We start from the raw sequence: 12,143 nt of genomic DNA, 5'->3' as shown, positions 1-12,143 counted from the left end.
GTTGACGCATGCGGGTGATGTGAATCGGTGCGATGAACACCGTTCTCCGGTTGATCGGGCACGCGCCGGTTGATCATCGTCCCCGCTAGAGGACGGCCGCCGCGCCGGGAGGCGGTGGCGACAAGCCGGTGCGGCCCCCTCTTTTCCGCCCTTGCCCGGCCGCCCCCTGCGGCACGATCGGCGTGACCATGGCCTTGTCACGACCCGCGCCCACGCATCCGCACCACGCCCACCCGGGCGGGCGTGGCTACACGCTGGTCGAGCTGATCGCCGTGTTGGTGATGGTCGGCGTGATGGCCGTCGTGGCACTGCCGCGCTGGTCGTCGACCACGCAGGTGCAGGGTCAGGCCTGGCGTGATGGTGTCGTCGCCACGCTGCGACAAGGCCATGCGCTGGCCCGTGGGCATCGGCGTGTGGTGTGCGCCAGCTTCGACAACGCCAGCCCGCCGGTGCTGCGCCTGCGCATCGCCAGCGCCTTCGGTGCGAGCGACTGCAGCGCCGACCTGATCGGGCCGGACGGCCAGCCCATCGCGCTGGTCGCGCCGCGCGGCTGGACGGTCACGGCGAGCCCGTCCCGCACGCTCTACTTCCTGCCCTCGGGCGGCGTCGGCGAGAGCGCCACGGCGACCACCACGAGCCGCTACACCTTCGACGCGGGCGACGTCGCCACGATCACGGTGGAGGGCCTGCATGGCCGCGTCCAGTAGCCGCAACGGACGGTCCGCCGGCCGGCGCGCCCGGCAAGGCCTGACGCTGGTCGAGCTGGTGCTGGCCATGGTCGTCATCGGTGTCGGCCTGGCCGGCGTGATGCTGGCCTATTCGACCGTGGGGCGCGGCTCGGCCGACCCGCTCGTGCAGCGCCAGATGCAGGCGATCGCCGAGGAGCTGATCGAGGAGATCGCCCTCAAGCCCTATGCCGCCAGCGCGAACGACGCCCCGACGACCGACTGCGCGCGCGACACCTGGAACGACATCGGCGACTACGCCGGCTACGCCACGACCGGCCGCATCTGCGGCATCGACGGCGTGCCGATCGCGGCGCTGGCGGGCTATTCGGTGCGGGTGGCGATCGAGCCGGTCGCGCTGGGTGGCATCTCCGCAGCCCGGCGCATCAGCGTCACCGTCAGCCGCAGCGGCAGCGCCGACCTGACGCTGCGCACCTGGCGCACGGACTACGCGTCATGAGCCTGCTGCACACACCACGTCGGCCGATGCCGGGCTTCACCCTGGTCGAGATGATCGTCGTGATGGTGGTGGCCGGCGTGCTGGCCGCGACGCTGACGGTCTTCCTGCGCCCGGCCATCGACGGCTACCTCGTCACGCGCGAACGTGCGGCCTTGCAGGTCGAGGCCGAGAACAGCCTGGCGACGATGGTGCGCGAGGTCCGGCGCGCCGTGCCCAACTCGATCCGCACGCCCGGCAACCAGTGCGTCGAGCTGCTGCCCGCCAGCGGCGGCGGGCGCTACCGCAGCGGGCCGGACACCGTCAACGACAGCGGCGTGGGCTGCACACCGGGCGCCAACTGCAGCGCCTGGGTCGACACCGGCACCACCACGACCACCTTCGACGTGCTCAGCGCCAGCGGCACACCAGCGGCCGTGGGCGACACCGTCGTCATCAACAACCAGAACGGCAACGATGTCTACGAAGGCCTGAACCGCAGCCGCATCACCGCCGTCGAGACACCCGCCGCCGTCTACGGCGTGGTGCGGCTGACGATCGAGCCGCTGCAGGTCTCGCCCGGCTACGACGGCGGCCGCTACAGCATCGTCCCGCAGGACCAGCAGGCGGTGTTCTACAGCTGCGTCGGCGCGGACGGCACGCTCGATGCGCAGGGCAATGGCCGGGGCCAGTTGCTGCGCCTGTCCGGCTATGGCTACGACGCTGCCGCGCCCACGACCTGCCCGGTCAGCGGCGGCGTGGTGGTTGCCAGCGGCGTGCGCGCCTGCAACTTCGTGCACGACCCCAACCAGGGCGCCACCCAGCAGAGCGGCTTCGTCTGGATCGAGTTCGAGATCACCCGCCACGGCGAGAGCGCCCACCTCAGCATGGGCGCGCATGTACCCAACGTGCCATGAGACCCGCATTGCCCCGTTCCGCTCAGACCGGCTTTGGCGCCATCGCCGCCATCGCCGTGCTGGTGGTGCTGGCCGGTCTGGCCGCCGCACTGGTCCGGCTGGGCGTCGGTCAGCAGATCACGGCCAGCCAGAGCCTGCTGGCCGCGCGGGCCGGTCTGGCGGCACGTGCCGGCATCGAGTGGGGCCTGCACGAGGCCCTGAAGGGCAGCTGGACCAGCTGCGCGGACGGCGCGCGCCAGACCCTGGACCTGAGCGCCGACACCGGCACGTGGGTCAGCGTGAGTTGCAGCCGCAGCACCTACCACGAGGGCGAGACCAGCCCCGGCGTGCCGCGTGTGCTGACGGTCTGGCGCATCCAGGCGACGGCCTGCAACAGCAGCGCCGGCTGTCCGGATGCGAGCCGCGCGGTCGGGCTGAACCATGTCGAGCGGCAGCGCGAAGTGACCCTGGCACGGTGAGTCGCCGGGGCCCACCGGACACACGCATGGGCCACATGCATGGGACACACGCAACGGACACGAGAATCGACCCCGCCTTTCGGCCCGCCGTGACCACACCCATGACCCCAGCGCCCACCGCAAACGTTCCCGCCCACGACAACCCCTGCCTGCGCTGCGGTGCCTGCTGCGCCAGCTTCCGGGTCGACTTCGCGGTCGATGAACTGCAGTCGCATGGCGGCTGCGTGCCCGATGGCCTGGCGGTCGAGATCACCGCTCACAGCGCCCGCATGCGCGGCACCGACCACGCCCGGCCACGTTGCGCGGCCCTGGTCGGCACGGTGGGCGAGAAGGCCTGCTGCGGCATCCATGAATGGCGGCCGGGGCCCTGCCGCGAGTTCGGCATGCTCGCGCCGCTCGGGCGTGGCGACGAGGCCTGCAACCGGGCCCGCGCGCGCCACGGTCTGCCGCCGCTGGACTGACCGGACCAGCCAGCCGCAGCCCTTGCGCAGGACCTGCAACACAGTGTCCCGAAAGTGATGACGCCACAGCCTTCGGCGCGACAGGTTGCCGTGCGGCGACGGTCTTCCGGGCGACCTGAACGGTGGTCGGGCCGGACCACCGGATCAGGACTTTCCCTGAACCCTGATCGCCGCGAAGGCCCTTGAACACGGCCATCCAGCCCATCCGCATGCTTTGAAGGCCGTCGACGCGGGGATGCCCGGCCTGGTTTCAAGGGTTAACGCGAAAGGTGATGGCGGACCGCGTCGCATGTTGCACCGCACCGCGAAGAACACGCGATGTGTGGCGTGCATCACGGGCACGGGAGTTGCGGAAGTGAGGGGGCAGTTCCGCTCGCCCCGGACACAGGTGGTTTCCGGCGAGCCCGTCCTACCCCCCCGTCCGTCCACCACCGAAAGAGCAAGGAGACAGATCCATGACTTCAACTGGCAACACTGCCGGCAAGACTGGCCAATGGCTGATCCGCGGGGCCTGCGTCGCCCTGCTGGGCATGCCGGCCCTGACGATGGCCAACGCCGACGTCGAGAAGCACATCGCCAACCCCAAGAACTGGGCGATGCAGGCGGGCGACATGTACAACCAGCGCTACAGCCAGCTCAAGCAGATCAACAAGAGCAACGTCGGCAAGATGCAGGTCGCCTGGACCTTCTCGACCGGCGTGCTGCGCGGCCATGAAGGCTCGCCGCTGGTTGTTGACGGCACGATGTACCTGCACTCGCCGTTCCCGAACAAGGTCTTCGCGATCGACCTCGACACCCAGAAGATCCTCTGGAAGTACGAGCCGAAGCAAGACCCGGCGGTGATTCCGCAGATGTGCTGCGACACCGTCAACCGCGGCCTGGCGTATGCCGAAGGCAAGGTCTTCCTGCAGCAGGCCGACTCCAACCTGATCGCCCTGGACGCCAAGTCCGGCAAGCTGGTCTGGACCGTCAAGAACGGCGATCCGAAGCTGGGCGCGGTCAACACCAACGCACCGCACGTCTTCAAGGACAAGGTCATCACCGGCATCTCCGGCGGTGAGTGGGGCGTGCGCGGCTTCCTGGCCGCCTACGACATCAAGACCGGCAAGCAGGTCTGGAAGGGCTATTCGGTCGGCCCCGACAGCGAGATGCTGATGGACCCGGACAAGACGACGACGTGGGCGGACGGCAAGGTCACGCCGGTCGGCCGCGACTCGTCGCTGAAGACCTGGCAAGGCGACCAGTGGAAGATCGGCGGCGGCACCACCTGGGGCTGGTACAGCTACGACAAGGCGACCAACGCGGTCTACTACGGCACCGGCAACCCGTCGACCTGGAACCCGGCGCAACGCCCGGGCGACAACAAGTGGACGATGTCGATCTGGTCGCGTGACGTCGACTCGGGCAAGGTCAACTGGGTCTACCAGATGACCCCGTACGACGAGTGGGACTTCGACGGCATCAACGAGATGATCCTGGCGGACATCAACGTCAAGGGCAAGCTGACCAAGGCACTGGTGCACTTCGACCGCAACGGCTTTGCCTACACCCTGGACCGCGTCAGCGGTGCGCTGCTGGTGGCCGAGAAGTACGACCCGAAGGTGAACTGGGCCACGCACGTCGACATGAAGAGCGGCCGTCCGCAGGTCGTCTCCAAGTACTCGACCGCGCAGAACGGACCTGACGTCAACACCAAGGGCATCTGCCCGGCGGCGCTGGGTTCCAAGGACCAGCAACCGGCGTCCTACGACCCCGAGACCAAGCTGTTCTACGTGCCGACCAACCACGTCTGCATGGACTACGAGCCGTTCAAGGTCGAGTACACCGCCGGCCAGCCGTACGTCGGCGCGACGCTGTCGATGTTCCCGGCCCCGGGCAGCCACGGTGGCATGGGCAACTACATCACCTGGGATGCCGGCACCGGCAAGATCGTGCAGTCCAAGGCCGAGAAGTTCTCGGTCTGGTCCGGCTCGCTCAACACCGCTGGCGGTCTGTCCTGCTACGGCACGCTCGAGGGCTACCTGAAGTGCGTCGACAAGAACGACATCAACAAGGAGTTGTTCAAGTTCAAGACGCCCTCCGGGATCATCGGCAACGTGTTCACCTATGAGCACAAGGGCAAGCAGTACCTGGGCGTGTTCTCTGGCATCGGTGGCTGGGCCGGCATCGGCATGGCCGCAGGTCTCGAGAAGGACACCGACGGCCTGGGTGCCGTGGGTGGCTACCGTGAGCTGAATCAGTACACCGAACTCGGCGGCTCGCTGACCGTGTTCGCGCTGCCCAACTGATCTGGCCATGTGCTGAAAGAGAAGGTCGGCGCGCCTCCCGGGCGCGCCGGCCTTCTGTCCCGATGAACACCTGATCCCGAGATGTCATGAGAACTGGAAAAGCCGCTCCCCTCCTTGCCCTCGCACTGACCGCGCTGGCCACCCTCGTCACCAGCCCGGCCGCATCGGCGCAGGACAAGGTCGAGACGCCGCTCTACACCGTCGTTGACGGCTACAAGGTCGATGCCAACACGATGAAGGGCTTCCGCGCCTGGCGTCAGGCTGCCTGTGACCGCTGCCACGGCGCCAACCAGGAAGGCATGGTGGGCCCCTCGCTGCTCGCCAGCCTGAAGGTGCTCACCAAGGAAGAGTTCATCAAGACCGTGCGCGACGGCCGGCTCGAGAAGGGCATGCAGAGCTTCGGCACCAGCAAGGTGGTGATGGACAACATCGACCAGCTCTACGCCTACCTCAAGGGCCGCTCTGACGGCGCCATCACCCGTTCCAAGGTGGAAGAAGCCAAATGAACGACACCCGCCCGGCCCGCACCGCGTCCCTGAGCCGCCTGGCCGCCGGGCTGGTCGCCCTGGCCGCCGTCGCCCTGCCCGCCCTCGCGCAAGCCCAGGACGAGCCCGAGCGCAAGGCCCTGAAGGTCTGTCAGGACCCGAACAACCTGCCCTTCTCCAACGTCGCCGCCGAGGGCATCGAGAACCGGCTGGCCGACCTGTTCGGCAAGGCCATGGGCCTGCCGGTGCAGTACTACTCCTTCCCCGCCCGGCTGGCCTTCATCCGCAACACGCTGCGCTACAAGCTGCCCGGCGAGGACTTCCGCTGCGACATCGTGATGGGCGTGCCGGTCGGCTTCGACCAGGTCTCCGTCACCAAGCCCTACTACCGCTCGACCTACGCCATGGTCTATGCACAAGGACGCGGGCTGGACGACGTGAAGTCGGTGCAGGACTTCCTGGCCCTGCCGCCCGAGCGCCGCCAGAAGGTCCGCATCGGCCTGTACGACCGCACCCCGGCGGCCGCCTGGCTCAACAAGCACGGCCTGGTCGACCAAGGCGTGCCCTACCAGATGATGAGCCCCGACCCGGCCCAGTACCCCGGCGAGCTGCTGGAGAAGGAACTGAGCGCCGGCAAGGTCGATGTGGCGATCGTCTGGGGACCGATCGCGGGCTTCTTCGCCAAGCGGGTCGCAGAGCCCCGGCTGACGGTGCTGCCGATGCAGTCCGAACCCGGCGTGCGCTTCGACTTCGAGATGGCGATGGGCGTGCGCCACGGCGAGCGCGAATGGAAGCAGCAGGTCGAGAAGGTGATCGAGACGCAGCGCGCCGAGATCACCGCCATCCTGCGCGACTTCCGCGTGCCGCTGGTCGCCGAAGGAGGCACGCTGCTGCCATGACCCGCACGACGATGTTCCGCCTGTTTGCGCTGCTGTCGACCTCGTTCGCGCTGGCGGGTCTGGCCTGGTCACAGGCGCCCGTCGCGGCTTCGGGCAACGCGCAGGACTTCTCGCAGGCCGAGCGCCTGCTGCTGATGTCGCCGCAATTCGCCGGCATCAAGCCGCCGATGAAGATCGGCTACCAGTTCCACCTCACCAGCACGCTCAAGGACGAGATCGCCTTCGACGACCGCGTGACGCTGACGCTGAGCCCGCTGGCCAAGGGCCGCTGCTGCAAGGCCAGTGGCGAGTTCCTGACCGGCGCGCGCCGGCTGGCCCTGCCCGAGGTCGAGCAGGTCGAGGGCAACCCGGTGACGCTGTTCTTCCTGGAGCGCGACATCCGCGAGATGAACCGCCGCACCAAGGGCTCGGCCAGCTACTTCCGCAAGCGCCTGCGCATGGCGCTCTACGAGGCTGCGACGGTCAGTGACCTGCAGGTCAGCTACCGGGGCAAGATGGTGGCGGCCCGGCAGATCGTGATCCGCCCCTATGCGGACGATCCCAACAAGGACCGCTTCAGCCAGCTCGCGGCCAAGCAGTACGTCTTTGTGCTGTCAGACGCTGTGCCCGGCACCATCGTCTCGATCCGCAGCGGCGTGGCCGGCGCCGATGGCGCACCCGCCGTGCTGGACGAGGAACTGCTGATCGACGGCGCCCGCTCGCCCGCCTGGCCGGCGCCGGGTTGACCATCGCCTGCCACGACCACGACGACCACGACGACCTCACCCACCATGCCCTCCCACCCCATGCGCATTGCCCTCCCCCAGCGCTCGCCCCGGCCGTCGACCTGGCTGCCGGTCGCGGCCATGACCCTGGCGGCGCTGTTCGCCGCACCCGTGTCGGCCGAGCTGTCCGAATACCCGACGTCCGAACGGTTCAACTGGGTCCAGGCCTGCTTGCGCGACCACCCGGGCGGTCACTACGAGATGGTCAACAAGTGCGCCTGCGCCTTCGACCAGATGGCCACCGAGCTGAAGTTCGAGGACTACATCGAGATGTCCACGGCGCTGAACGCCAACTCCATCGGCGGTGAACGCGGCAGCTACATCCGCGACGTCGAGAAGCTGCAAGACGAGATCCGGCGCTACCGGGCGCTCCTGACCAAGTCCAAGAAGGCTTGCTACGTGATTCGCTGAACGACCCGGCAGCCTGCCGAGCCGCTGAGCGACCCAACACCCGCCCCAGCCCAAGCTGCAGCCATGCCGTCCTTGCCTTCCTTGCCATCAGCCACCGACCGACGTCACCTCCTGCTCGGCGGACTGGGTGGCCTTGCGCTGGCTGCAGCCGGACCGCTCAGGGCCGCCGAACCCGCCAGCGGCATCTACCGCGACGCCGACAACCCCGAGGCCAGCCCGCGCTGGCGGCAGGTGCGGGCCTCGCTGTGGGGTGACCGGCCGATCCGCACCATCGAGCCGGCCGCAGCGGGCGGCGCCTCTGAGCTGAGCGTGAGCGCGCCGCGCCGCGCCGACGACCCGGCCTTCGTGCCAGTGGCCTGGCGCAGCGCCCTGGCCAGCGCCGGTGCACCGGGCATCCGCCGCATCACGCTGGTGATCGACAACAACCCCTCGCCGATCGCGGCGGTGTTCGACCTGCCGGCCGATGGCGTGCTGCCGCAGATCGAGACCCGCGTGCGGGTCGACGACTACAGCTTCGTGCGCGTCATCGCCGAATCGGCCGATGGCACGCTGCGCATGGCGCTGCGGCACGTCAAGTCATCCGGCGGCTGTTCGGCCCCGCCCGGTGGCGACGAGGCGGCGATGCGCGCGGCCATGGGCCGCATGCAGTTCCGCGCGTCCGAGCCGGCCGTCGACGGCCAGCCGCTGGCGCTGCAGTGGATGGTCAGCCACCCCAACCACTCGGGCATGGCGATGGACCAGCTGACGCGCCACTTCACCCCCGCGCACTACCTGCGCAGCGCGCGGCTCTGGCAAGGCGACCGCTTGCTGCTCACCGCCGACCTGGACTTCGCGATCAGCGAGAACCCGACGCTGCGGCTGGTCTTCGTGCCACGCGGCACGGCACCGCTGCGTGCCGAGGTCAGCGACACCCAGGGCCTGAGCTGGCAGGGCTCGACCCCGCTGGCCGCGCTGGCCACGCCGCGCTGAGTGGCACCGCAGGCGCGCGATGCCACACCCTGTCACGCCGCCGCTGCCGCAGCGGGCGCCTGCACGGTCGGCTTCACAGGCCGTAGCGGGGTTGGCGCTCGCGCCGCTCGACCATGTCGCGCAGCATGAAGCCGACGCCCCGCCGCCAGGACTCGTCGTTGTCGCCGCGGATGTCGACCGACTTGGTCAGCACCATGCGGTCTGCGTTCGGATCACTGACGTCCCAGATCCCCAGGTTGATGTTGAGGATCAGGTTGCTGACCCGCTGCACCCAGCCCACCCCCACCAGCCGGGCACCGGCCGCCGCGCCGATCTCGCTCAGGCAGGCGTTGCAGCGGTGCAGGAACTCGTTCGCATCGCGGGTGCGCTGCAGCGCGTCCTCCGCCGGCGCCAGGTCACGCACCTCGTAGAGCCCACGGGCCTGCAGCCCCTCGGCCATCTGCAGGCCGATGCGTTCGGCCCGCCCGCGCAAGGCCGGCCAGCGGCTGGCATCGGGCTGTTCGTCGATGACTTCGAAGCCGATGAAGGCGAGCGTGGCAGGTGCGGCTGGCGTGACGACAGCGGTGGCTTCGGCCGCTGCCACACCCGCGTTCAAGCCGGCCAGCAGGACCAGCGTGGCCAGGCGGAGCCTGAGGGGTCGTTTGTCGGACATGGTGTTCTTTCGGCTCGTGACGGGACCAGGATGGCGCACTCTGTGACACGCGGAACGCGCCGGGCGCGCACATGCAGCGTCCGTGCCGTGTTGCTGGCGGCCTCGCTGGCCGGGGCGGCGTCGATGGGCCTGCCGGCCGTCGCCGCGCCGTTTGCCTACATCACCAACCAGGGCAGCCACGATGTCAGCGTGGTCGACCTCGCCAGCCGGCGTGTCATCGCCACGCTGAAGGTCGACAAGTCACCGGCCGGCGTGGTGGCCGCCAGCGCGACCGCCCGGGCCTATGTCGGTCATCCGGAAGCGGGCACGGTCTCGGTCATCGACATGCGCAGCCAGCGGGTGCTGGGCCGGCTCGCCGCCGGCACCGCAGGTGGCGGGCCGATGGGGCTGGACGTCACGCCCGATGGCCGGCGCGTGCTGGCCGCCGACTGGTCGCGCAACCGCCTGCTGGTGCTTGACCCCGAGGCCATCGACCGGCCCGATGCCGCGCCGCTGCGCAGCATCCCGACCGGTCGCTACCCGGCCGGCGTGCTGGCCCATCCGGACGCCCGCCGGGTCTTCGTCGCCGAACGCGACGACGACACCGTCGCGGTGCTGGACCTCGATCGCGGCGAGGTCATCGCCCGCTGGCCGACCGGCGCCCATCCCTTCGCGCTGATGCTGGACGCGGCCCGCGAGCGGCTGTTCGTGCTGAACGTCTACAGCGACGACCTGAGCGTGTTCGACCTCAAGACCAGCCAGCCGCTGGCGCGTGTGGCCGTGGGCAAGGCACCCTACGGCGCGGCGCTGACCCGTGACGGCCGGCTGATCTACGTCACCAACCAGCGCGCCGACAGCGTCAGCGTGATCGACGCCGAGACGCTCGCACCGCTGCGCACGCTCGATGGTTTCGCCTACCCCGAAGGCATCGCCGCGCACGGTGATCAGGTCCACGTCGTCAACTGGATGGACGACAACCTGGTCGTGCTCGATGCCAGCAGCGGCCGCGTGCTGTCGACCGTGCCGACCGGCTCGAACAGCCGCGGTTTCGGGCGCTTCATCGGCCAGTTGCCGGACTGAACACCACCCAAGATTGCCCACCCCCGAAGGAGACCCCGACATGCCCGCACGTCCGTGCCCACCCCGTCGCCTGAAGCGTCGCCCGCTGATGCTGGCTGGCCTGCTGGCCGCCAGCCTGGCATGGTCCGGCACCGCGATGGCCCACGGCCCGACCCGCCAGAAGGTGACCGAGAAGGTCGAGATCGACGCGCCAGCGGCCAAGGTCTGGGGCCTGATCCGCAACTTCGACGCGCTCAAGGACTGGCACCCGGCCGTCGCCAGCAGTCCGGCCGACCAGGGCAACACGGTCGGCTCGGTGCGCACGCTGACGCTCAAGGGCGGCGGCGGCCTGATCGAGACGCTGGAGCGCTACGACGACGGCCAGATGCGCTACGCCTACCGCGCCAAGGACGGCGGCGCGCTGCCGGTCACCAACTACACCTCGCAGATCCAGGTCAGCGATGCGGGTGGCGGCAAGTCCAGCGTCGAGTGGCGCGGGGCCTTCTACCGTGGCTACCCCAACAACGACCCGCCGCCGGACCAGAACGACGAGGCCGCCGTGGCTGCCATCACCGCCGTCTACCAGGCCGGCCTGAAGCAGCTCAAGACCCTGGCCGAGGGCCGCTGAGTGGCCGACGCGCCGACACGCCGTCGCCAGCTGCTGGCCCTGCTCGGGCTGCCCTGGCTGGCCGCGTGTGCGGCGCTGGACGAGGGCGCTCCGCTGGCGGTCTCGCCCGCCGAACGCCCGCCACCGCAGGCCGTCGCCGACGGCGTCTGGCTGCTGCGCGGCCATGCCGGGGATGTCGAGCCCGTCAACCGCGGCCGCATCGGCAATGCCGCGCTGCTGGTCGGCGACCGGGGCGCGCTGGTGGTCAACGCGGGCGTGTCCCGGCGCGATGGCGAGGCCTTGCTGGCGAGCGTGCGCCAGCTCACCGACCGGCCGGTGCGTGGCCTGCTGCTGACCCACGCGATGCAGGAATTCATCTTTGGCGCGACCGCCTTCCAGGACGCCGACGTGCCGGTCTGGATGCACCGCGACGCCGCCCGCCTGATGGGCGCGCGCTGCGGGACCTGCCTGAAGTCGCTTCAGCGCCAGCTCGGCGAGGACGAGATGACCGGCACCCGCGTGCCGCTCCCGGATCACCTGTTTGACGCCCGCGATGCCGACGCCAGCCTGGCCCCGCTGCCCGACATCGGCCGGCCACTGCGCCTGCTCGCCCCGATCAGCGGCGACCTGGCCGCCAGCCCCGGCGACACCGCCCTGTGGGACGCCCGCAGCGCCAGCCTGGTGACCGGCGCGCTGCTGGACGCGCAGACCATCCCCGACGTCCAGGACGCCGACCTGGCCGGCTGGCGGCGCGCCCTGGCGGCGCTGGTCCAGCTGGGTCCACACCGTGCCCTGCCCGGCCACGGCCCGGCCGGCGACGCGCTGGACGTGATCGCCCAGGAGCGCCGCTACCTCGACCAGCTCGAAGCCCGCACCGCCGACCTGCTGCGCAAGGGCACGGCGCTCAGCGACGTCGCCGAGGCCAGCACCCTGAGCGAGTTCGCCGGCTGGTCACGCCACGACACCACCCACCGGCGCAACGCCTCCATCGTCTACCTGCGGCAGGAGCGACAGCTCATGCTCGGTCGATGAG

The 12,143-nt window shown here is 69.9% G+C and carries 15 protein-coding genes; 14 read left to right on the top strand and 1 reads right to left on the bottom strand.

Annotated elements, in window-relative coordinates:
- The first annotated feature begins 188 nt into the window (after positions 1 to 188).
- From EV685_RS16965 to EV685_RS16915, 11 genes are all read left to right on the top strand, one after another.
- The gene (locus EV685_RS16965) at positions 189 to 707 is read left to right on the top strand and encodes a prepilin-type N-terminal cleavage/methylation domain-containing protein (RefSeq protein WP_130483215.1); all 519 of its coding nucleotides are present in this window, start codon (positions 189 to 191) and stop codon (positions 705 to 707) included.
- Positions 691 to 1,185 (top strand): type IV pilus modification PilV family protein, encoded by a 495-nt coding sequence (locus EV685_RS16960; RefSeq protein ID WP_130483214.1) that lies wholly within the window; start codon positions 691 to 693, stop codon positions 1,183 to 1,185. The genes EV685_RS16965 and EV685_RS16960 overlap by 17 nt, the downstream gene beginning before the upstream one ends.
- Positions 1,182 to 2,078: a PulJ/GspJ family protein gene (locus EV685_RS16955; protein ID WP_207224855.1), complete on the top strand. Its 897-nt coding sequence runs from the start codon at positions 1,182 to 1,184 to the stop codon at positions 2,076 to 2,078. Before EV685_RS16960 ends, EV685_RS16955 begins: the two co-directional genes overlap by 4 nt.
- A gap of 8 nt (positions 2,079 to 2,086) precedes the next feature.
- Positions 2,087 to 2,536, top strand: a complete 450-nt coding sequence (locus EV685_RS16950) for an MSHA biogenesis protein MshP (protein ID WP_242615637.1) — start codon at positions 2,087 to 2,089, stop codon at positions 2,534 to 2,536.
- Between the two features lie 101 nt (positions 2,537 to 2,637).
- Positions 2,638 to 2,997, top strand: a complete 360-nt coding sequence (locus tag EV685_RS16945; protein ID WP_130483212.1) for a YkgJ family cysteine cluster protein — start codon at positions 2,638 to 2,640, stop codon at positions 2,995 to 2,997.
- A gap of 530 nt (positions 2,998 to 3,527) precedes the next feature.
- Entirely contained in the window at positions 3,528 to 5,285 is a 1,758-nt protein-coding gene (gene xoxF, locus EV685_RS16940; protein ID WP_207224866.1) for a PQQ-dependent ethylene glycol dehydrogenase XoxF, read from the top strand.
- An 86-nt stretch (positions 5,286 to 5,371) separates the two neighbouring features.
- Positions 5,372 to 5,791, top strand: a complete 420-nt coding sequence (locus EV685_RS16935; protein ID WP_130483211.1) for a c-type cytochrome — start codon at positions 5,372 to 5,374, stop codon at positions 5,789 to 5,791.
- Positions 5,788 to 6,669, top strand: coding sequence for a quinoprotein dehydrogenase-associated putative ABC transporter substrate-binding protein (locus EV685_RS16930; protein WP_130483210.1), 882 nt, complete (start codon positions 5,788 to 5,790; stop codon positions 6,667 to 6,669). The genes EV685_RS16935 and EV685_RS16930 overlap by 4 nt, the downstream gene beginning before the upstream one ends.
- Positions 6,666 to 7,394 (top strand): hypothetical protein, encoded by a 729-nt coding sequence (locus EV685_RS16925; RefSeq protein ID WP_130483209.1) that lies wholly within the window; start codon positions 6,666 to 6,668, stop codon positions 7,392 to 7,394. Before EV685_RS16930 ends, EV685_RS16925 begins: the two co-directional genes overlap by 4 nt.
- Before the next feature lie 60 nt (positions 7,395 to 7,454).
- Complete coding sequence (locus tag EV685_RS16920) at positions 7,455 to 7,844, top strand: hypothetical protein (RefSeq protein WP_242615636.1); 390 nt, start codon at positions 7,455 to 7,457, stop codon at positions 7,842 to 7,844.
- Between the two features lie 63 nt (positions 7,845 to 7,907).
- Entirely contained in the window at positions 7,908 to 8,813 is a 906-nt protein-coding gene (locus EV685_RS16915; RefSeq protein WP_130483208.1) for a quinoprotein dehydrogenase-associated SoxYZ-like carrier, read from the top strand.
- 73 nt (positions 8,814 to 8,886) lie between these two features.
- Here the strand turns inward: EV685_RS16915 and EV685_RS16910 are convergent, their stop codons facing one another.
- Positions 8,887 to 9,465, bottom strand: coding sequence for a DUF3280 domain-containing protein (locus tag EV685_RS16910; protein ID WP_130483207.1), 579 nt, complete (start codon positions 9,463 to 9,465; stop codon positions 8,887 to 8,889).
- A gap of 87 nt (positions 9,466 to 9,552) precedes the next feature.
- On the opposite strand from EV685_RS16910, the gene EV685_RS16905 reads away from it, so the two are divergent.
- Genes EV685_RS16905 through EV685_RS16895 form a run of 3 tightly spaced genes read left to right on the top strand, consistent with a single transcriptional unit; the run spans position 9,553 to position 12,142 of the window.
- A complete protein-coding gene (locus EV685_RS16905; RefSeq protein WP_242615635.1) occupies positions 9,553 to 10,524 on the top strand; it encodes a YncE family protein in 972 nt (323 codons plus the stop codon).
- 40 nt (positions 10,525 to 10,564) lie between these two features.
- Positions 10,565 to 11,131, top strand: coding sequence for an SRPBCC family protein (locus EV685_RS16900; protein ID WP_130483206.1), 567 nt, complete (start codon positions 10,565 to 10,567; stop codon positions 11,129 to 11,131).
- Positions 11,132 to 12,142 (top strand): MBL fold metallo-hydrolase, encoded by a 1,011-nt coding sequence (locus tag EV685_RS16895; protein ID WP_130483205.1) that lies wholly within the window; start codon positions 11,132 to 11,134, stop codon positions 12,140 to 12,142.
- Position 12,143 lies beyond the last annotated feature (1 nt).

Source organism: Sphaerotilus mobilis, assembly GCF_004216565.1.
In the GTDB taxonomy this organism is placed as follows: Bacteria; Pseudomonadota; Gammaproteobacteria; order Burkholderiales; family Burkholderiaceae_C; genus Sphaerotilus; species Sphaerotilus mobilis.
The sequence above is the reverse complement of the archived record's forward strand: the minus strand, read 5'-3'. Positions and strand labels throughout refer to the sequence as shown.

Coding starts and splice junctions, on each gene's coding strand:
- EV685_RS16920 (WP_242615636.1), top strand. CDS start 7,455: ATGCGCATTGCCCTCCCCCAGCGCTCGCCCCGGCCGTCGACCTGGCTG.
- xoxF (WP_207224866.1), top strand. CDS start 3,528: ATGCCGGCCCTGACGATGGCCAACGCCGACGTCGAGAAGCACATCGCC.
- EV685_RS16935 (WP_130483211.1), top strand. CDS start 5,372: ATGAGAACTGGAAAAGCCGCTCCCCTCCTTGCCCTCGCACTGACCGCG.
- EV685_RS16960 (WP_130483214.1), top strand. CDS start 691: ATGGCCGCGTCCAGTAGCCGCAACGGACGGTCCGCCGGCCGGCGCGCC.
- EV685_RS16900 (WP_130483206.1), top strand. CDS start 10,565: ATGCCCGCACGTCCGTGCCCACCCCGTCGCCTGAAGCGTCGCCCGCTG.
- EV685_RS16910 (WP_130483207.1), bottom strand. CDS start 9,465: ATGTCCGACAAACGACCCCTCAGGCTCCGCCTGGCCACGCTGGTCCTG.
- EV685_RS16945 (WP_130483212.1), top strand. CDS start 2,638: ATGACCCCAGCGCCCACCGCAAACGTTCCCGCCCACGACAACCCCTGC.
- EV685_RS16915 (WP_130483208.1), top strand. CDS start 7,908: ATGCCGTCCTTGCCTTCCTTGCCATCAGCCACCGACCGACGTCACCTC.
- EV685_RS16930 (WP_130483210.1), top strand. CDS start 5,788: ATGAACGACACCCGCCCGGCCCGCACCGCGTCCCTGAGCCGCCTGGCC.
- EV685_RS16925 (WP_130483209.1), top strand. CDS start 6,666: ATGACCCGCACGACGATGTTCCGCCTGTTTGCGCTGCTGTCGACCTCG.
- EV685_RS16955 (WP_207224855.1), top strand. CDS start 1,182: ATGAGCCTGCTGCACACACCACGTCGGCCGATGCCGGGCTTCACCCTG.
- EV685_RS16965 (WP_130483215.1), top strand. CDS start 189: ATGGCCTTGTCACGACCCGCGCCCACGCATCCGCACCACGCCCACCCG.